Raw genomic sequence first — 18,820 nt, 5'->3', positions numbered from 1 at the left:
GCGGGCGCGGCTTTGACACGGCGGACTCCGAAAAAGAAAAGTAATAGGCGAAACCGCTTGCCTGGATGGCAGCATGGGCCACCGAAAATCAAACAGTCGTTTTATTTTGGGGCCGGAACGGCTAGATTGTGAGGGTAAGCCGTTAGCTTGCTTGTTGCCACTTTCAGGACGCCCCATGCTTCAGCGCCATGAATCCACCCGGGTGGACACCGCATCAGTCGGTGCACCTGTTGCCTCCCAGCAGAAGCCCCCGCTGGTCTTCGCCCATGCCAACGGCTTCACCGGGCGTAGCTACCAAAGCCTACTGGCGCCGCTGAGCGAGCGGTTTGCCATCCATCCGCTGGAACAACTCGGCCACCACCCACGCTTTCCCGTAGGGCGTAATTGGCTGGCGCTGCGCGATGAGTTGTTGTCGCGCCTACCGGAGGATGTCGGCCCGGTGATCGGCGTCGGCCATTCGATGGGCGGCGTCTTGATGGCAATGGCCGCCGAGAAGGCACCTGAACGCTTCCGTTGCGTTGTTGCGATGGATCCGCCACTGATTCGATGCACTGGGCATCAAACTGGCCAAACGCACCGGTATGGTTGATCGGGTCACGCCGGCGGGACGTAGCCTTGGACGTCGGGCACATTGGCCGGATCGTCAGGCGATGAGCGAAGACCTGAGGCGCAAGGGGCTCTTTCGTGGCTTCACCACTGAGGCGTTCGATGACTATCTGGCGGGGGCTGTAAAGCACCACGGCAGCGGCGGGGTCTCGCTTGCCTTCTCGCCGGATACCGAAGTCGAGATCTTTCGTCATCTTCCCGATCATCTACGCCATCTGCCGTCGCGACTCTCGGTGCCGCTGGCGCTTCTGGCCGGTCGCGAGTCGGATTTGTTAACCAGGCGTCGTCTTCGCCGATTCAGGCGCCACGACGTGCCGCTCGAACTGGTGCCCGGTGGTCACATGTTTCCCATGGAGCATCCAGAAGCCTGTCGTCGGGCGCTATGCATGACCCTCGATCGCCTGCTGGAGCCGTCCCCATGACCCCGACTGAATTGCACCTGGACGAGGGCCGCCTGGCCGCTCTGGCCTGGGGTGAGCCCGATGCACCCACCTGGCTTGCGCTGCACGGCTGGCTCGATAACGCGGCAAGTTTTTCTCGGCTGGCCCCCCTTTTGGCCGAGCGACTCGGCATTCGCGTTGTGGCGCTGGATTTCTCAGGTCATGGCCACTCGCGGCGCCATCCACCAGGGGGCGACTATGCTATTTGGGACTATTGCCACGACGTGTTGGATGCCATGTCGACGCTCGAGCTTGAGGCTGCACCTTTGCTGGCGCATTCGATGGGGGCGGGTGTGGCCTGTCTCCTTGCCGCGGCGCTACCCGAGCGGGTTGAGCAGCTGATGCTGATCGATGGCCTTGGCACGCTCACGACGGAAGGCAAGGATACCGCTCAACAATTGCGTCGTGGTCTGCTTGGGCATCGCCGCCGCCGTTCGTTGTCGCCGCGCTATACTGATACAGAGAGTGCTGTTGCAGCACGCGTCGCAGGGGGAGTGACACCCATTGATGCTGATACGGCGTGGCCACTGGTCGAGCGCAACCTGGAGCCTTTGGACGATGGTCATTTTCGGCTGCGCACTGATGGCCGGCTGCTGCGTCCCTCGCTGGTGCGTTTTTGTCCCGAACAGGTGATAGGCCTGCTTGGTGCGATTAAAGCACCTTCGCTGCTGATAGAAGGTGAGAGCGGTATCCTTGGCGAGCGGGAGAGCGCGAAGCAGGCAAGGGCCGCGATGGCAGGGCTCGAGCGACGGGTGTTGTCAGGAGGGCATCATTTGCATCTCGAACGCGAGGTGCTGGCTGAGGTAGCCGTGAACATCGCACAATGGTGGCAAACGGCCTCCTTGGGTGTGGTCGAAGAGTGAAGCGGGCCGGACGACTATCTGGCGCGGAGGGGAAATCATGAACAGCAAGGCGAAAGAGGGGAAACGGGTCGCTCTGGTGCTTGGCAGTGGTGGCGCGCGCGGCTACGCACACATCGGTGTGATCGAGGAGCTCGAGGCACGGGGCTATGAAATCGTGGCTATCTCAGGGTGCTCGATGGGGGCGCTGGTGGGTGGTATCTATGCGGCAGGCCAGTTGCCAGCCTACCGTGACTGGGTGTGCCAACTGGATTATTTTGATGTGCTCAAGTTGGTGGATGTCACCTGGAGCCCGATGGGTGCCATGCGCGCCAACAAGGTAATGGGCAAGCTGGCCAGCCTGATCGGCGAGACCCGCCTCGAGGATTTGGCGATACCGGTGACCACCGTGGCAACCGATCTGGTACGACAGCGTGAGGTCTGGTTCCAGAGCGGCTCCTTGTTGCAGGCCATTCGGGCATCCATTGCCGTACCTGGCATTATCACGCCGGTCCATGTCGGCGACCAGGTACTGGTCGATGGCGGTCTCATGAACCCCTTGCCGATCATTCCCACTGTCTCGGCGCAAGCCGATCTGGTGGTAGCCGTCAATGCCACGGCTCACAGCCCACGGCCGATCAGTCTGGAAGAGCTTTTACCGGAAGAAGAGGTGGCTGAAGAGCTGGCTCGCGAGGAAGCTCTCGAGGCCGAGGGGCGCGGTTTTTCCGGCTGGGTGGCCGGGGTTCGCGGCCGCGCGCAGCGTCTGTTCAACAGTGGCAGTAGCGGCGGGTCTGATGAGGGCGAAGAGACGCCGAGCGCTCAGGGGGAAAGCCAGCGTGCCTGGGGCAAGCTCGACATGATGTTGGCCTCTTTTGATATCACCCAGGCGGCCCTTGCCAAGTACAAGCTGGCGGGTTACCCGCCGGACGTGCTGATCGAGATACCCAAGACGGTCTGCGGGGCGTATGAGTTTCATCGCGCAGAAGCGCTGATCAAGCTGGGCCATCATTTGGCCTCCCAGGCGATCGAGCGGCTCGAAGGGTCTGCGGCCGGCCGGATCGGGACCAGCCGGGCAACGCTTATCCAGGCTCCCACGGTCGAGCCCTCGTCTGAGCAGACGACGCCCGCGGCCAGAGAGCCTGCTGCACCCTAGATCCTTGCTTGCGTCTGACCAGTGGCTCTTGACTAGAGGTTCTCGCCTCGGCGCCGCAGTAATATATAGACCGCACCGCTGCCGCCATCCATTTCGCGAGCCGAGCAGAACGCCAGCACGCTTGGCCACTCGCGAAGCCAGGCGTTGACATGACTTTTGATGACCGGGTAGGCATCCGGCCCCGTGGCGCTGCGTGACTTGCCGTGAACTACCAGTACGCAGCGGGCGCGTCGTTCGCGGGCCTCGCGAATGAAGCTCTCAAGCTCTGAACGCGCTTCATCGATGGTATACCCGTGCAGGTCGAGGCCGGCCTCCCAGGCGATGCTGCCGCGCTTCAATTGGCTGCGGGTGCGTTGGGGCAGGTCGGGGACGGTAAACTCGAGCCACTCGGAGGGGCGTACCGGCTCGACCCGTCCATCGCTGGTGCGGCTGCTCAACTGATAGCTATCGTTTTCGAGGGCGGCGGCACGGCGTTCGGCCAGCGCCTCCTGGCGCCGCTCCTTGGGTTTGCCCGGGTCGGCCCGATTAGAGCGCATGGGCTTGACCCCTGCCTCGGCCAGGGCCTGGCGAAACAGCGAAACCTCGTCCTCGTCCGGGTGTCCGCGGCGCTGGCTCATGTTGCTCCCCGTGGATTACGTTGCATGGGTAAATGACGGGCCAGTATAGCGGCTTGGCCGTGACTGTGAACCGTGCGATGGGCCGGGTACAATCTGAAGTCTGACACTCAATTCGATAAATCACAGGATGACGCGTGGCCGCTTCCCGACCCGATGCCGATTCGACCCTCGTTCTCGATGATCGCGAGATCGCCGAGCACCTACATACGCTGCGCGATTGCCTGCGTTGGACGACCAGTGAATTTTACGCGCATGGCCTGTTTTTCGGTCACGGCACTGCCTCTCCCTGGGACGAAGCGGTTGCGTTGACGCTGGGGGCCTTGCATCTGCCCTGGGATATTGATCCTTCCGTGCTAGAGGCGCGACTCCTGCCCATGGAACGGACACGGATCGTCGGGCTGGTTCGCGCGCGCATCGAAACGCGTCGGCCCTTGCCTTACTTGCTCGGAGAGGCCTTTTTCGCAGGAGTCGCGTTTAACGTCGATGAGCGTGTACTGATTCCCCGCTCACCGATTGCCGAGTTGATCGAGGATGGGTTCGCCGCCTGGTTCCCCGCCGAGCCGCCGGCTCGTGTGCTGGATCTGTGCTGTGGTTCTGGCTGCATCGGCATCGCCACCGCGCTGCATTTGCCTACCGCCGAGGTCGACCTGGCCGATATCAGCACCGATGCCCTGGAGGTTGCCAAGAGCAACATCACGCGTCATGACGTCGGGGCGCGGGTGCGGGCCGTGGCCTCTGATGTCTTCGATGGCCTTGGCGGTCAGCGCTATGACCTGATTGTCTCCAACCCCCCTTACGTGGATGTCCGCGACCTCGCCACCATGCCAGCGGAATTCGGTCACGAGCCGGCTCTGGCGCTGGGGGCGGGAGATGACGGCCTGGATATCGTGCGGCGCATACTGCGTGAGGCGCGGAGCCTGCTGACCGATGACGGCGTACTGATCGTTGAAGTCGGCAACTCCGATCATCACCTGGAAGCGGCCTTCCCCGAGGTTCCCTTCATGTGGCTCGAGTTCGAACGTGGCGGGCAGGGCGTCTTCGTGCTGACCGCCGATGAACTCGATGCCTACGCCGCATCCTTCGCCTGAACCGCTGATACCTGAGCCTTGAGGAACGTCAATGTCCGGTAATACCTTCGGTAAGCTGTTTACTGTTACCACTTTCGGCGAGAGCCACGGCCCGGCACTGGGCGCCATCGTCGATGGCTGCCCGCCGGGGATTCCGCTCAGCGAGGCCGACCTGCAGCGCGACCTCGATCGCCGTCGTCCCGGTACCTCGCGCCACACCACCCAGCGTCGCGAGGCCGATCAGGTACGCATTCTTTCCGGTGTCTTCGAAGGCGTCACCACCGGCACCTCGATCGGCTTGATGATCGAGAATACCGATCAGCGCTCCAATGACTACTCGAAGATCAAGGATCAGTTCCGCCCGGCCCATGCGGACTACACCTACCATCACAAGTACGGTCAGCGGGACTATCGGGGCGGCGGGCGTTCCAGTGCCCGGGAGACCGCCATGCGCGTGGCGGCCGGCGCCATCGCCAAGGCCTACCTGGCGGCTCAGGGCATTCGCGTGCGCGGTTACATGAGCCAGCTCGGTCCGATGGCCATGGAGTTCAAGAGCTGGACTTCGGTCGAGGAAAACGCCTTCTTCTGTCCAGACCCTGATCGTGTGCCGGAACTCGAGGACTATATGGATCAGTTGCGTCGTGATCAGGATTCGGTGGGCGCCAAGATTACCGTGGTGGCCGATGGCGTCCCGGTGGGTTTGGGCGAGCCGGTCTTCGACCGCCTGGATGCCGAGCTTGCCCATGGCCTGATGAGCATCAATGCGGTCAAGGGGGTGGAGATCGGTGACGGCTTTGCCGCTGTTGCCCAGCGGGGCAGCGAGCATCGTGACGAGATGACGCCAGAGGGTTTTCTGTCCAATCACGCGGGCGGGGTGATTGGCGGGATTTCCTCGGGCCAGCCGCTGATCGCTCATCTGGCGCTCAAACCGACCTCCAGCATTACCCTGCCGGGCCGTTCCATCGATGTGCACGGCGAGCCGGTAGAGGTGGTCACCAAGGGGCGGCACGACCCCTGTGTGGGCATCCGCGCCACGCCGATCGCCGAGGCCATGATGGCGCTTACCCTGATTGACCATCTGCTGCGTAACCGGGCGCAAAATCTCGACGTCAGTGTTGATACACCACGCCTGCGTTGAGTTCACGGGGGGCCGCATGGCGGCCCCCTGGCTGCTAGACTGAAACCCAATCCATCAGTTTGGCGATGCCCATGAAGATTAACCTCGAGTTTGACCTCACACCCGCTGAATTTCGTCAGTCGCTTGGCTTGCCTGATGTCGAGGCATTTCACAATGAGCTGATGTCACGTATCCAGCAGCAAATGGATGCCGGAGCGGAAGGCTATGACCCCATGAGTCTTCTGCAGCCCTTCCTCAAGAGTCCCTTCATGCCGCCGGCTTTCCAGGACTCCCTCAAGGGCAACTTCCAGGACAACCTCAACCAGGGAATGAGCAGTTTCGGCAATTATCAGCAGATGATGCTTGATATGCTTCGAAAGGCCCAGGCCGCTTCCAGCCAGCCCAAGGAAGAGGAAGAGAGCTCGACGGCTGACAAGAGCAAGTCAGCCGATGAACCAGCCAGTGCCAGTTCTCGGTCTCACCGGAAGTAACGCTGACTGTTGCATGATCATGAGTCCGGTACTACGCTTTGTGCAGTGCAGCAATCAGGGCTCGCGCCCACATCGATGACCCATGGAGGTTAGCGCCATGAAGGACAAGACGTTTACCGAGTTTACGGAACAGGCTGAAAGTTTCTTCGCGCCGATGCGCAAGCTAAATGGCTTGATGCTCGACAACATGGAAAAGCTGACACAGTTCCAGCTTGAGTCCATGAAGCGTTACAGCCAGTTGGGCACCGAGCGGCTTCGTGATGCCAGCGAGGCCAAGGACCCCGAGGCGATGCGAGACTTCGGCACGCGTCAGACGGAAATGATGAACGAGCTCTCTACCCAGCTACTCAAGGACGCCGAGGCGATGACCGAGCTCAGCCTTGAGTTCAAACGCGAAATGGAAAAGGTGCTCACGGAAGTTTCGGATACTGCGACCAAGCAGGCGTCCTCGGCGACACAGTCCGCCACCGAGCAGATGACGACCGCCACTGAGCAGGCGTTAGCGTCTACGCAGCAATTCGCCGAGCAGGCCAGCCAGCAGGCCACGCAGGCGACCAAGCAAGCGGCAGAAGCCACGCAGCAAGCGGCGCAATCCAGCCAGCAGGCGACGGCTAAGCCGTCTTCTAGCGCAACGAGCCGTCGTAGTACCTCAAGCGCTAAAAGCTCAGCATCCAGCAAATCTGGTGGTGCCGGCAGTACGGGTGGTAACAAGAGTTCCTGATGCCGGATTGCATCGCCTGGTAGGACATGTCACCCATGGCCGAAAGATGAGCGCATCTTTCGGCCATGGGCGCGTCTATATAGGCCGTGACAGATATGGCGAGTGTGGTATACAGGCTAAGAGGGGAAGGGCGTCGTGAGACCCCTTTGATCGAGCATGATCGGAACGCAGCGACCTTAGCCATCATTGCCATGTGCGTTTCCCCGGGTATCCGAGCATTACGCTTGTCATGACAATACGGTATCAGGATGGCAAGGCTTGTATTGTCAGGCCTGGTTTGTCAGGCCGAAGATCAACAGATCCTTTGACCACCAGAAAGTGGGACAAGGGATAGTGTCATCAGTGCGGTGGCAGCAGGATTGGATCAGTAGTTTCTAGATTACGCAGGGCTTCGATCACAGGAGTGGGCAATGCAGTCAGGTTTTCATGCGCCATCGGCGTCCGAGCTTCAGGAATGGAACAAGCAGCTGGAAGTGATGGGTCAGGAATATCAGGTGCTGATGCAGGATATGCTGGCGCGGATGTTGCCCGGGGAAGCCGGCAAGACGATCTATGAAGATATGCGCGAGAGTTTCCGTGCCGGTGCTGAAGCGTTGGTCAGCGATCCTGAGACACTCATGAATGCTCAGCTTCGGCTTGCCCAGGATCAGATGCAGCTCTTCCAGCAGAGCCTGCGAGACTTGAGTGGTGAAGAGACAGAGCTTTTGATCGAGCCTGCCCGTGACGACCGCCGTTTCAAGGACGAGGCTTGGCGCAAGGAACCTTTCTATCGCGCTCTTTTGGAGCAATATCTCTTGTTCTCGCGGCTTGTCGAGGAAATGGTCGGCAATCTCGATAACTTGCCTCCCGCTCAGAAGCGCAATCTCGAGTTCTATGCGCGTCAGTATGTGAGCGCCATTTCACCCTCGAACTTCGCCTCTACCAATCCGGAGGTGATGCGCCTGACCATGGAGACCAAGGGACAGAACCTCATCGAAGGGCTTGCCCAACTTCGCGAGGATCTGTCCAACTCGGCGGAGGGCATCAACGTCAAGATGACCGATCGCAGCGCCTTCACGGTCGGCGAGAACGTGGCGGTAACGCCGGGCTCGGTGGTTTACGAAAATGAGCTCATGCAGCTGATCCAATACGCGCCGACCACCGAGAAGACGTTCAAGACGCCGCTTCTGATCGTGCCGCCCTGGATCAACAAGTACTACATTCTTGACCTGCGCCAGGACAATTCACTGGTGAGGTGGCTGGTCGATCAGGGCCACACCGTCTTCCTGATTTCCTGGCGCAACCCGGGTCCTGAGCAGCGTGATCTGACCTGGGCCGATTACATGCAGCTTGGCCCGATCGATGCCATGAGTGCCATCGAGCAGGCATGCGGCGAGAAATCGGTGAATCTTCTGAGCTACTGCGTCGGGGGCACCTTGGCTGCCTCGACGGTGGCCTATTTGACCAGCACTCGCCGCGGTCGCAAGGTTCGTTCGGTGACCTATATGGCCACCTTGCAAGATTTCAGCGACCCCGGTGAGATTGGTGTCTTCCTCAACGAGCCGGTGCTTAAGGGGCTCGAGCGTCAGATGGAGGAAGACGGCTATCTCGATGGTCGGGTGATCGCCTTCTCGTTCAACCTGTTACGTGAAAAAGACTTGTTCTGGTCGTTCTATATCAACAATTACCTGAAAGGCGAACAGCCGGCGCCTTTCGATCTGCTGTACTGGAACACCGATGGCACCAACCTGACGGCCGCTACCCATGGATGGTACCTGCGCAACATGTACCTGGAGAACCGTCTGATCGAGCCCGGTGGCATTGAGCTGGACGGCGTCAAGATCGACCTGCGCAAGATTTCCACGCCAAGCTATTTCGTTTCCACCCGCGAAGACCATATCGCCAAGTGGAACAGCACCTATGGCGGTACTCAACTGCCCAAGGGACCGGTGACCTTTGTGCTCGGTGGTTCCGGCCACATCGCCGGGATCGTCAATCCGCCGCACAAGAACAAGTACGGTTTCTGGACCAATGACGAGTTGCCCGCCGAGCCGGAGGCTTGGCTTGAAGGCGCGACCTTCAATGAAGGTTCCTGGTGGCCGCACTGGCAGGCCTGGATGACCGACAACGGCTATGCGGATGCCGACAAGATGGTCCCGGCGCGTCAGCCCGGCGAGGGTGATCTTGCGATCCTGGAGCCTGCTCCAGGGCGCTATGTGCGCCAGACTATCCCGGAGGTGCTCGGGCAGGTGGCGTCGAAGGAAGCATCCTGAGTCTTTCGCCAATCCCTGATGCAATGAGGCCCGCCAATGGCGGGCCTCATTGTTTTCTAGCCCTAGGTTGTAGCAGAAGCCGATGGTTGATCAGGATGGATCGGTGTCAGCGCGTCAGCGGTAACTGCCTTGATCCGGGATAACATCATCACTGGCGCATTAGCTCGTGAGTCGGCGTCCTGATAAGCGAAGTCCCGGCAGCACCAGGAGGGTGGCGGCGAGCCATGCAGGCCAGCTCCCCGTTTGCGTGAAGAGCGTGCTGCCTTGCATGGCATGCACCTGGCCGGTCAGGGCGGTGGCGGTGAACTGGGGGGCTTGTGCGGTGATGCGCCCCTGGTCGTCGATGATAGCGGTGATGCCATTGCTGGTGGCACGCATCACATAGCGGCCGTTCTCCAGAGCCCTGAGCCTTGCCATTTGCAGATGCTGCTTGGGACCCAGGGAATCCCCGAACCAGGTGTCGTTGGACACCGTCAGCAATATTCCGGCGTCCCGAGCGCGTTCGGCCACCAGATCGGCATAGACGATTTCATAGCAGATAGCACTGCCGATGGTGAGGCCAGCGGCCTTGATTGGCGCCTGCGTTCCTTGAGCCGGCGTCATCGCCGGGGCAGGCAGGTCGAAGAAGGCAATCAGGCCGCTCAACAGACTCTCGAGGGGCAGATACTCGCCAAAGGGCACCAGATGAGCCTTGCGGTATTGGCCGCTGGCATTGCCAAGGCCGATGATGCTGTTGAAATAGCCATCCTCATCACGCTGCAGGATGCCAGTGAGCAAGGCGGTATCAGGGGCGAGATTGGTCTGAATGCGCTCGAGTAGCGGCCGGGCCTGGTCCTCGAACATCGGCAGGGCGGCCTCGGGCCAGACGATCAGGTCGGCATCGTCCTCGAGGTTGCCTGTCAGGGTGCTGTAGGTGTTCCAGGCGTCTCGCTGTCCCTGAGGGCTCCACTTGCTTAGTTGGGGCAGGTTGCCCTGCAGCAGTGCCACCTGGGTCTGGGTCTCGTCGGGGCGAGTCCACTGGTCTGGAAGCGCCTGAGGTACCAGCCACATACCGGCGATGATGGCCGCCGGCAGCCAACGCTTACGCAGGGCCTCGACGCCGAGGGTGCCGGTCAGGGCCGTGATCAGCGACAGCAGATAGACGCCGCCCACCGGTGCCCAGGCAGCCAGTGGGGAATCGACCTGTGAGGTGCCGATCAGCAGCCAGGGAAAGCCGGTAAACAGATAGGTGCGCAGTACCTCGCCAAGCACCCAGGCGCCGGCAAAACTGAGGGCGGCAAGCCTTTGGCCGGTCAGGCGCCGGTACAGCCATAGGGTGACGGCAGGGAAGAGCGCCATGGACGCCACGAAGAGTGCGGTAAGCACCAGTGCCAGCGGCATGCTGGTGTAGCCGTAATCATGGATCGAGACATACACCCATGAGGCGCCACTACCAAAGAGGCCAAGGCCATAGCACCAGCCCTTGAGAGCCGCCTGGCGAGGGCTCAGGGTCTGTATGCCGAGATACATCAGGCCGATGGCGACCGGGCCTAGCCACCATAGGGTGAAAGGGGCGGCGGACAGGGTCGTGAGTCCGCCAGCAATCAGCGCGACCAGGCAGCCGATCACCAGGCTCAGGCGTCGTTCTTTCATCATCGGTCTCTTGTGGCGTCCATGCGTCGCACCTGAGGATCGTCTAGTCGATCGCCATCAGGCGCGGCTCTCCTCGGGATGCGGGGTGTCAGCCTGTTCGGCCTGTAATAGGCGAATACGCCGGTTATCGGCGTTGAGTACCGTGAAACGCCAGCCGCCGAGTTCGGCAAATTCACCACGGCGGGGAAGGTGGCCGAAGCTCTGCATCACCAAGCCGCCGAGGGTGTCGAATTCTTCGTCGGAGAAGTCGGTATCGAAGCGCTCGTTGAAGTCTTCGATCGGTGTCAGGGCGCGAATCGCATAGCTGCTATCCCCCAGCTCGCGGATATCCTCTTCCTCGTCGGTATCGTGTTCGTCTTCTATATCGCCGACGATCTGTTCAAGGATGTCTTCGATGGTCACGATGCCGGCCGTACCGCCATATTCGTCGACCACCACCGCCATGTGATTGTGCGTCTCGCGGAATTCCTTGAGCAGGCTGTTCAGGCGCTTGGACTCGGGCACGAACATGGCCGGACGCAGAATGCTGGTGAGATCGAAGCTGTCACGATTTTCCTGGCTCTTGCTGATCAGCGGCAGCAAATCCTTTGCCAGCAAGATCCCTTTGACCTCATCCAGGTTTTCGCCGATGACCGGGTAGCGCGAGTGTCCGGTCTCGAGAATGACCGACAGATAATCCTCCGGCGGCTGATCGGCGGTAATCGCCGTGACCTGCGAGCGTGGGATGAGGACTTCCCGAACCTGCTTGTCGCTGATCTGAAGGGCGCCCTCGATGATGGTCAGTGCATCCTGATCAAGGCGCATCCGTGGACCAGCCTCGCGCAGGAATTCCCTCAGCTCGTCACGCGAACTGGGCTCTTCGGAGTCAGAACTGAAGGCGCTGAACAGTTTTTCGAACCAGGACTTGTTGCCCTGACTACTCGATCGATCTTCGCTCATGCGTGGGGTCTCTTTTCCTCGGAACCAAGGTCGAGATGATGGTCGGCCGCATAGGGGTCCTGGATGTCGAAGCCCGAAAGGATCACCCGTTCAAGAGCCTCCATCTGCTCGGCTTCGTCATCCTCGATGTGATCATGGCCTAGCAGATGCAAGGTGCCATGTATCACCATATGAGCGTAGTGAGCCGCCAGTGACTTGTCCTGCTCGAGAGCCTCGCGGACCACCACGGCATGACAGATGACCAGGTCGCCGAGCAGCGGCAGTGATACACCTGGTGGCGACTCGAAGGGAAAGGACAGGACATTGGTCGGACGGTCACGGTCGCGATAGTCCCGATTGAGCGTCTGGCTCTCATCGGACTCGACAAAACGCACCGTCAGTTCCTGGTGCGTTTCATCTGCATGCTGAAGCACCGCACCGATCCAGCGTTCCAGTTCGTCCTGCGTGGGCAGCGCCGTGAGAGCGTCGCTGTCCTCAAGGGCGACCTGGCGATCGACAGTGACTGGCGGAGGTTCACTTATCATGATGACTCTCCCGTGTTGCCAGGGGCCTGATTCAGGCGTGCCTGGCGCTCCTCGGCCTGGGCTTCGCGACGTGCCTCACGCTGTTCACGACGGTCTCGCTCGGCGGCTTCCTGCTCGGCCTCGAAGTGATCGTAGGCTTCGATGATCCGCTGGACGAGCGGGTGGCGCACCACATCCTTGGCGGCGAAATGGGTGACGCCGATGCCCTGGGTGTCCTTGAGGACGTCGAGGACCTGAATCAGGCCCGAGCTCTGCCCCTTGGGCAGGTCGACCTGGGTCACGTCACCAGTGACCACGGCCGTCGAGCCGAAGCCGATGCGAGTCAGGAACATCTTCATCTGCTCGCGAGTGGTGTTCTGACTCTCATCGAGAATGATATAGGCGTTGTTCAGGGTGCGGCCGCGCATGTAGGCAAGTGGCGCGATCTCAATGACCTGGCGCTCAATCAACTTGTTGACCTGCTCGAAACCGATCATCTCGTAGAGGGCGTCATACAGCGGACGTAGATAGGGATCGATCTTCTGAGCCAGATCGCCGGGCAGGAAGCCCAGTTTCTCACCGGCTTCAACGGCGGGACGCACCAGCAGGATACGGCGGACTTCCTGGCGGTTGAGGGCCTCTACCGCGGCGGCCACGGCCAGATAGGTCTTGCCCGTACCCGCCGGGCCGATACCGAAATTGATATCGTGAGCCCGGATGCTGGCGACGTAGCTCTGCTGGTTCTGCCCGCGCGGCTTGATCAGCGCCTTGGGCGTGCGCATCAGCAGGTCGCCATCGCCGATGGCGTCCTCGTCTTCCTCAATGGCCTCGAGGCCGGATTCCTGCAGGAAAAGATGCACCATGTCAGGCGTGAGGTCGCTTGCTTCAGTTTCGCGGTACAGGCGCTCAAGGACATTGGCCGCTGCCTTGGTCCGGGCGCCGGGGCCTGCCAGCTGAAAGGTGTTGCCGCGGTTGCGCAGGGTCACGCCCAGGCGCTCTTCGATCAGCTTTAAGTGTTCATCACGCTGACCGCTTAAGTTGGCCAGGCGCCTCGGATCATTGGGCTCGAGGGTCAGGGTGATGATGCGATTGGCCTGAGAAGTAGTCTGGGTCAAGTCGTGAGGGTCCCATGCGTTGAAGAAGGATGTCGGCAGCTTACTGCCCGGGGTGTGCCGGGGGCAATGCCTGCGGCGACGCACGGCCAGGACCATGCGTCGCCTGAGGAAAAGACCGAGCTTAGTAGCAGGCGGAAGAAGCCAGCTCGCCGCGCAGTGAGTTGGGTAGCGCCTCGGTGATTTCCACATCGACAAAGTGACCGATCAGCTCGGCCGGATTCGGGGCGCGGAAGTTGACCACCCGATTATTCTCCGTGCGGCCGGATAGCTGGCCGGGGTCCCTGGGAGAGAAACCGGTGATCAGGATGCGCTCGATGTTGCCGACCATGCGTCGACTGATTTGCATCACATTCTGATTGAGGCGCTCCTGCAGGATAGCCAGACGCTCTTTCTTGACCGACTCCGGCGTTTCGTCATCGAGTTCGGTGGCGGGTGTGCCCGGCCGCGCCGAATAGACGAAGCTGAAGGAGTGGTCGAAGCCGATGCGGTGGATCAGATCCATGGTCGCCTCGAAGTCGGCTTCGGTCTCGCCGGGGAAACCGATGATGAAGTCCGATGAAAAACTGATTTCTGGACGCAGCGCACGGATGCGTTCAAGTTTGTCGACGTACTCCTCGACCGTATGACCACGCTTCATGGCGGCCAGGATGCGATCCGAGCCGGCCTGTACGGGCAGGTGCAGGTGGCTGACCAGTTCCGGAATTTCGCCATAGGCTTCGATCAACGAATCCGAGAACTCCACCGGGTGTGAGGTGGTGAAGCGAACGCGATCGATGCCTTCGACAGCAGCCACGCAGGCGATAAGCTCGGCCAGGTCGATCTCGTCGCCGAGCTGATTTTCACCCCGATAGGCATTGACGTTCTGACCCAAGAGGTTGATTTCCCGCACGCCCTGATCGGCGAGATGAATGACTTCTTCCATCACCGATTCGAAGGGGCGGGAGATCTCCTCGCCGCGGGTATAGGGCACCACGCAGAAGGTGCAGTACTTGGAGCAGCCTTCCATGATCGATACGAACGCGGTGGCACCATCGGAGCTCGGCTTGGGCAGGTGGTCGAACTTCTCGATTTCCGGGAAGGTCACGTCTACCACGGAAATGGGGTCCGCGCTCTTGTTGCGTGTGTCGAGCATGGTGGGTAAGCGATGCAGCGTCTGGGGGCCAAAGACCATATCGACGTAAGGCGCACGCTTGCGCAGGGCTTCGCCTTCCTGGCTGGCCACGCAACCACCAACGCCGATTACTAGGTCCGGGTTCTTTTCCTTGAGCTTTTTCCAGCGACCCAACTGGTGGAACACCTTCTCCTGCGCCTTCTCGCGGATCGAGCAGGTATTGAGCAGAAGAACGTCGGCATCGCGCTCGTCGTCGGTCATTTCAAGCTGGTGAGATTCGCCGAGCAGATCCGCCATGCGGTCGGAATCATACTCGTTCATCTGGCAGCCATGGGTCTTGATGAAGAGTTTCTTCGTCATAACAATAGGCCGAGACCGCAGGGGCCTCGGCGTGTCCGTCACCGAAATGGGGAATGAAGATGGGCATGGCCCAGATAGGGCGACCCGATCAGGAATATGGAGATATTATACGTATCCAGTGGCGGCGCGGCCAGCGTCCAAAGGCTGTGCTATTCTGGCCGCCGTCGGGGAAATCGTCTGCCATCCTTGGATGACAGCAAGGTTAAAATTTAAACAATCCGTGGCAGTTCCAGGCCTTGCGCCGACTGCCACGCGATAGCTGACGGTTTTCCCAAGACTTATCCACAGAAAGTGTGGATGGGGAAAGGTCTTATCGCAGTGCCATCGTCACAGGACGTGCGGTGGCCTGAGCTAATCCGCGTGGGCAGGCGTCAACGAGCCTCCATCGCCCTGATAGACGGCAGATTTATGCGAACATTCAACTCTTTGATGCTGGGGATATCCTTGGCGACGCTGACACTTGGGGCCGTGGCCCAGGAGTCCACCGACCCTGATTACTGGGTATCGGATGATCTCACCACTTTTGTACGCAGTGGGCCAACCGACGGCTATCGTATCGTTGGGACACTGACAGCTGGTGACCCCGTCGAACTGCTCGAAACCAATGGGGATTATTCGCTGGTTCAGGGACCGGGTGGCGATCAGGTGTGGATTCTCTCGTCCAATCTGCAGGACGAGAAAAGCGCCACCGCACAGTTGCCGGCGCTCCAGGAGCGCGTCGAGACCTTGAGCGACGAGCTTGAGGGAATCAACGAGCAGTGGGAGGGACGGCTGGCGGCCACGACCGCTGCCCTTGAACAGCGCGAGGCGCGGATCGAGGATCTCGAGAGCCGTAATCAAGCGCTGCAGCAGCAGTTCAGCGATGCCCAGGAGAAAGTACGCGGACTGCAGGCTCGGCTGGATACTCAGGAAGAAGACCTGCTGTTGCGCTATTTCATGTACGGCGGTGGCGTGGCCGGTGGCGGCTTGCTGGTGGGCCTGATCGTTCCTCACCTGCCGAGACGTCGCAAGAAAAGCGATCGCTGGTTCTAAAATGATCCGCCCGGATGCCCTGGCGCGCTTGGACGTAAGATGTGGTGAGCCTGGCCGCGATGTACAGACAGTGTGCGTGAGCCGCCTCCATCGGGCCGGGTGTTGGCTGATGGGGAGTGATGGAAAGGGGCCGGTGCAACAGGAGTATGCATGAGCAATGAATGGATATCGCGCTGGCGCGAGGGCCGGATCGGGTTTCACCGCGAGGCCGAGCATCCGGCACTAGTGCGACATTGGCCGGATCTGTGCGTCGAAGCAGAGGCCACGGTGCTGGTGCCGCTATGTGGCAAGAGTCTGGATATGCGATGGCTGGCGGCCCGCAGTCACCCGGTGCTGGGGATAGAGCTGGCTTCGCAGGCCATTGAGCAATTCGTTGCCGAGGGTGGAGAGTCCTCTCGTTATCACCAGGGTGACTTCGAGGTATGGCGGCAGGGCAACATCGAGTTGTGGTGTGGTGATTTCTTTCATTTCCATACCCAGCAGGCCGCCGACCTGGGTGCCTTCTACGACCGTGCGGCTCTGATCGCGCTGCCGGAGGCGACCCGCCAGCGTTATGCCTTCCATCTGGCTCAGCTATTGCCACCTGGCGCTCGGGGGATCTTGATCAGCTTGACGCGAGCCCCCGGTGATCATGCGGGTCCGCCCTTCAGTGTGCCTGCCGATGAAGTACACGAGCTGTTCGGTGCCAATTTCGAAGTGAGCCATCTTGAGGATGGTGAGCCTGAAGCCAATGGCTGGCAGGAGAGTGTCTGGTCACTTAAGCGCCGCGGACCTCGCGCAAGCCCGGAATAAGCCTAGTGCTAATAAAGGTAGTCATTAGCGGTAGTCATTAATATTAGCCATTAACGAAGAGCTTGGTGTGCCATGCATCGCCAACGCTTAACAGAACGCCGGGCCACTCAATAGGCCTGGCGTTCTTTATTTCAAGTGACGGATCTATGCAGCATGACGGACAGGACGTGGTGTCTCAGCGGGCCAGCAACTGGCCAAGGGCCGGGTCACTGAATGACCGATCGAGGCCGTCGCTCAGCAGTTCGTTGATCATCTGGGTATTTTCTTCAAGGCTTGGACGCAGCGCATAGGACTGGTTGCGCCGCGAGGTATAGCGGCCAACATAGCTTTCGCCGCCATTGTGGGCCTCGGCCTCGAACACCGCCTCGAGCTCCGCTTCGCCGAGCAGTGGTTGACGCTGGCCCCGCGCATAGTCAAGGCGCTTGAGTGTCAGTGTCAGGCTCGGGCGCTGGGCGTTTGCTTCATCGGTCGGCGTGAACCCCATCTGACGCAGGGCATAAGCCGCCTGCGCCTGGAGCTCGGGAAGTACATCGCCGCTCTCGAGGGTGATGGTGTCCGTGCTCATGGTGGCGCCACTGCGACTCCCCAGGAGGGCACTTTCACGACCATCGACCACGGTCAGTGTCACTGCCTGGCCACTGCCGCTCTCGGGCAGGTTACCGCTGACCTTAGGGGTGGCCTGAACATAATGCGGGCTACTGGCGCAGCCGGTCATCGCCAGCAGGAGTAGGCCCAGCATCAGGCTGTGCAGCAAGAGAGCTAACCGGGGCGCTCGGGAAACGTGGTGGCGTGTCTCATCGCTCAATTGGGGTCTCATGATAAGGAGCCTTATGTTGGGGAGGGTGCGGTGTCTTGCCGCCGAGTATACCCACGTAGACACCACAAGCCGATGATCGGCCCCGGCAGCATCAGCCAGGCAAGCCAGGGGCCGGTGGTCTGCCAGAGTGGGATCAGGATCAGTAGCGACAACATGGAAATCGCAAAGCCGATGGCGTTCTGCATGGTCAGGGCGCTGCCGACGATACTGGCGGGACAGGCATGGGCCGAGAGCGCCGAGAACTGCGGTGAGTCGACTACTGCCAGCGCACTCCACAGCGCCAGGAACGCGATCAGGCCCGCCGCGGGCAGCCCGCTCAGCAGTGGATAGAGCGCACAGCACAGGCCTGAGCCCGCCAGAGCGAACTGTGCCACTCGCCGACTGCCCAAACGTGCACTGAAGGCGCCGCCGATCCAGCAGCAGGGCCCGCCGATAGCGATCAACGCGAAGGCCCCGAAGCCGAGCTCGGCGGTACTCAGTGATGGGAAGCGGGCCGCGAGAAGCAGGGGAATCAAGGCCCAGAGGGTATAGAGCTCCCACATATGGCCGAAGTAAGCACCGGCAGCATGACGGAAGTGGCTGATCCGGAAGGCTGCAAGGCCTGCCAAACGTAAGCCTTGGCCGGGGGTGGCGCTGGTATGTCGCGGCGCCTCACCCAGCCGCCAGACCATGATGCCGCCCAGCACGGCCAGCAGCGAGGCGCTCCAGATGCCGCCTCTCCAGGACAGGCTTAACTCATCAAGGGCGGCCAGGGCGCGCAGCCCGTGGGGCAGGGCGGTACCCAGGACCAGCATGCCGACCAGCCAGGCCAGGCCGACGCCGCCACGCCCTGGTGTCCAGCCGACCATCAGCTTCATGCCTACCGGATAGATGCCCGCCAGACACATACCGGTGATGACCCTGAGCGTTACCGCGCCATGGAGCCCCCCGGCCAGCGGCAGCAGGGCATTGGAGAGGGCGCCGAGCAGGCAGCAGGCGGCGAACAGCCGGCTGGCATCGACGCGGTCGGCAAGCCCGCTGAGGCCGATGATCAGGGTGCCAAGCAGAAAACCGCCCTGAACGGCGCCGGTCAACCAGCCGAGATCGGCCGGTGTCAGTGTCCATAGCGCCATCAGGTCTGGCAGGACGGCGTTGGGAGTGAACCACAATGCGGTACCAAACAGCTCGGCGATGGCGAGAATCAGGGTGGGCATGAGCACCTGAGCGCAACGGAGAA

19 protein-coding genes are annotated in these 18,820 nt (G+C 60.9%); 11 read left to right on the top strand and 8 right to left on the bottom strand.

Going from position 1 to position 18,820, the window contains the following annotated elements; translation table 11 throughout:
- Positions 1 to 175 precede the first annotated feature (175 nt).
- The 4 genes from HF027_RS15825 (at position 176) to HF027_RS13410 (ending at position 3,038) form a co-directional block, all read left to right on the top strand.
- Entirely contained in the window at positions 176 to 589 is a 414-nt protein-coding gene (locus tag HF027_RS15825; protein WP_342448744.1) for an alpha/beta fold hydrolase, read from the top strand.
- 61 nt (positions 590 to 650) lie between these two features.
- Positions 651 to 1,028 carry a hypothetical protein gene (locus HF027_RS15820; RefSeq protein ID WP_342448743.1) on the top strand — a complete coding sequence of 126 codons (378 nt, stop codon included), beginning with the start codon at positions 651 to 653 and terminating at the stop codon, positions 1,026 to 1,028.
- On the top strand, positions 1,025 to 1,909 hold the full coding sequence (locus HF027_RS13415; protein WP_168016496.1) for an alpha/beta fold hydrolase: 885 nt from the start codon (positions 1,025 to 1,027) through the stop codon (positions 1,907 to 1,909). The genes HF027_RS15820 and HF027_RS13415 overlap by 4 nt, the downstream gene beginning before the upstream one ends.
- A 37-nt stretch (positions 1,910 to 1,946) precedes the next feature.
- On the top strand, positions 1,947 to 3,038 hold the full coding sequence (locus HF027_RS13410) for a patatin-like phospholipase family protein (RefSeq protein ID WP_168016495.1): 1,092 nt from the start codon (positions 1,947 to 1,949) through the stop codon (positions 3,036 to 3,038).
- Between the two features lie 32 nt (positions 3,039 to 3,070).
- Here the strand turns inward: HF027_RS13410 and HF027_RS13405 are convergent, their stop codons facing one another.
- Complete coding sequence (locus tag HF027_RS13405) at positions 3,071 to 3,655, bottom strand: Smr/MutS family protein (protein WP_168016494.1); 585 nt, start codon at positions 3,653 to 3,655, stop codon at positions 3,071 to 3,073.
- 134 nt (positions 3,656 to 3,789) lie between these two features.
- Between HF027_RS13405 and prmB the strand changes: the two genes are divergently transcribed.
- The 5 genes from prmB to phaC all read left to right on the top strand — a co-directional run bounded on the left by prmB (position 3,790) and on the right by phaC (position 9,303).
- On the top strand, positions 3,790 to 4,743 hold the full coding sequence (prmB, locus tag HF027_RS13400) for a 50S ribosomal protein L3 N(5)-glutamine methyltransferase (protein ID WP_168016493.1): 954 nt from the start codon (positions 3,790 to 3,792) through the stop codon (positions 4,741 to 4,743).
- Positions 4,744 to 4,774: 31 nt separating this feature from the next.
- On the top strand, positions 4,775 to 5,860 hold the full coding sequence (gene aroC, locus HF027_RS13395) for a chorismate synthase (protein ID WP_168016492.1): 1,086 nt from the start codon (positions 4,775 to 4,777) through the stop codon (positions 5,858 to 5,860).
- Positions 5,861 to 5,931: 71 nt separating this feature from the next.
- Positions 5,932 to 6,330, top strand: coding sequence for a hypothetical protein (locus HF027_RS13390; RefSeq protein WP_168016491.1), 399 nt, complete (start codon positions 5,932 to 5,934; stop codon positions 6,328 to 6,330).
- Between the two features lie 97 nt (positions 6,331 to 6,427).
- The gene (locus HF027_RS15815) at positions 6,428 to 7,051 is read left to right on the top strand and encodes a phasin family protein (protein ID WP_168016490.1); all 624 of its coding nucleotides are present in this window, start codon (positions 6,428 to 6,430) and stop codon (positions 7,049 to 7,051) included.
- Between the two features lie 410 nt (positions 7,052 to 7,461).
- The gene (phaC, locus tag HF027_RS13380; RefSeq protein WP_168016489.1) at positions 7,462 to 9,303 is read left to right on the top strand and encodes a class I poly(R)-hydroxyalkanoic acid synthase; all 1,842 of its coding nucleotides are present in this window, start codon (positions 7,462 to 7,464) and stop codon (positions 9,301 to 9,303) included.
- Between the two features lie 159 nt (positions 9,304 to 9,462).
- On the opposite strand, the gene lnt is transcribed toward phaC, so the two are convergent.
- The 5 genes from lnt to miaB form a co-directional block, all read right to left on the bottom strand.
- A complete protein-coding gene (lnt, locus tag HF027_RS13375) occupies positions 9,463 to 10,935 on the bottom strand; it encodes an apolipoprotein N-acyltransferase (protein WP_168016488.1) in 1,473 nt (490 codons plus the stop codon).
- Between the two features lie 57 nt (positions 10,936 to 10,992).
- Entirely contained in the window at positions 10,993 to 11,874 is an 882-nt protein-coding gene (locus HF027_RS13370; RefSeq protein ID WP_168016487.1) for a CorC family transporter, read from the bottom strand.
- A complete protein-coding gene (ybeY, locus tag HF027_RS13365) occupies positions 11,871 to 12,398 on the bottom strand; it encodes an rRNA maturation RNase YbeY (RefSeq protein WP_168016486.1) in 528 nt (175 codons plus the stop codon). The genes HF027_RS13370 and ybeY overlap by 4 nt, the downstream gene beginning before the upstream one ends.
- A complete protein-coding gene (locus tag HF027_RS13360) occupies positions 12,395 to 13,492 on the bottom strand; it encodes a PhoH family protein (RefSeq protein WP_168016485.1) in 1,098 nt (365 codons plus the stop codon). The genes ybeY and HF027_RS13360 overlap by 4 nt, the downstream gene beginning before the upstream one ends.
- A gap of 121 nt (positions 13,493 to 13,613) precedes the next feature.
- Positions 13,614 to 14,963: a tRNA (N6-isopentenyl adenosine(37)-C2)-methylthiotransferase MiaB gene (miaB, locus tag HF027_RS13355; protein WP_168016484.1), complete on the bottom strand. Its 1,350-nt coding sequence runs from the start codon at positions 14,961 to 14,963 to the stop codon at positions 13,614 to 13,616.
- Between the two features lie 408 nt (positions 14,964 to 15,371).
- Here miaB and HF027_RS13350 point away from each other — a divergent pair, with 408 nt between their 5' ends.
- Complete coding sequence (locus HF027_RS13350; RefSeq protein ID WP_168016483.1) at positions 15,372 to 15,995, top strand: TIGR04211 family SH3 domain-containing protein; 624 nt, start codon at positions 15,372 to 15,374, stop codon at positions 15,993 to 15,995.
- A 150-nt stretch (positions 15,996 to 16,145) separates the two neighbouring features.
- Positions 16,146 to 16,787 (top strand): thiopurine S-methyltransferase, encoded by a 642-nt coding sequence (locus HF027_RS13345; RefSeq protein ID WP_168016481.1) that lies wholly within the window; start codon positions 16,146 to 16,148, stop codon positions 16,785 to 16,787.
- Positions 16,788 to 16,962: 175 nt separating this feature from the next.
- Here the strand turns inward: HF027_RS13345 and HF027_RS13340 are convergent, their stop codons facing one another.
- A complete protein-coding gene (locus HF027_RS13340; protein WP_342448742.1) occupies positions 16,963 to 17,592 on the bottom strand; it encodes a YajG family lipoprotein in 630 nt (209 codons plus the stop codon).
- Positions 17,593 to 17,615: 23 nt separating this feature from the next.
- Positions 17,616 to 18,797, bottom strand: coding sequence for an MFS transporter (locus tag HF027_RS13335; protein WP_168016479.1), 1,182 nt, complete (start codon positions 18,795 to 18,797; stop codon positions 17,616 to 17,618).
- Positions 18,798 to 18,820 lie beyond the last annotated feature (23 nt).

The sequence above is a fragment of the Halomonas salinarum genome, from assembly GCF_012062845.1.
Classification (GTDB): domain Bacteria; phylum Pseudomonadota; class Gammaproteobacteria; order Pseudomonadales; family Halomonadaceae; genus Onishia; species Onishia salinarum.
The sequence above is the reverse complement of the archived record's forward strand: the minus strand, read 5'-3'. Positions and strand labels throughout refer to the sequence as shown.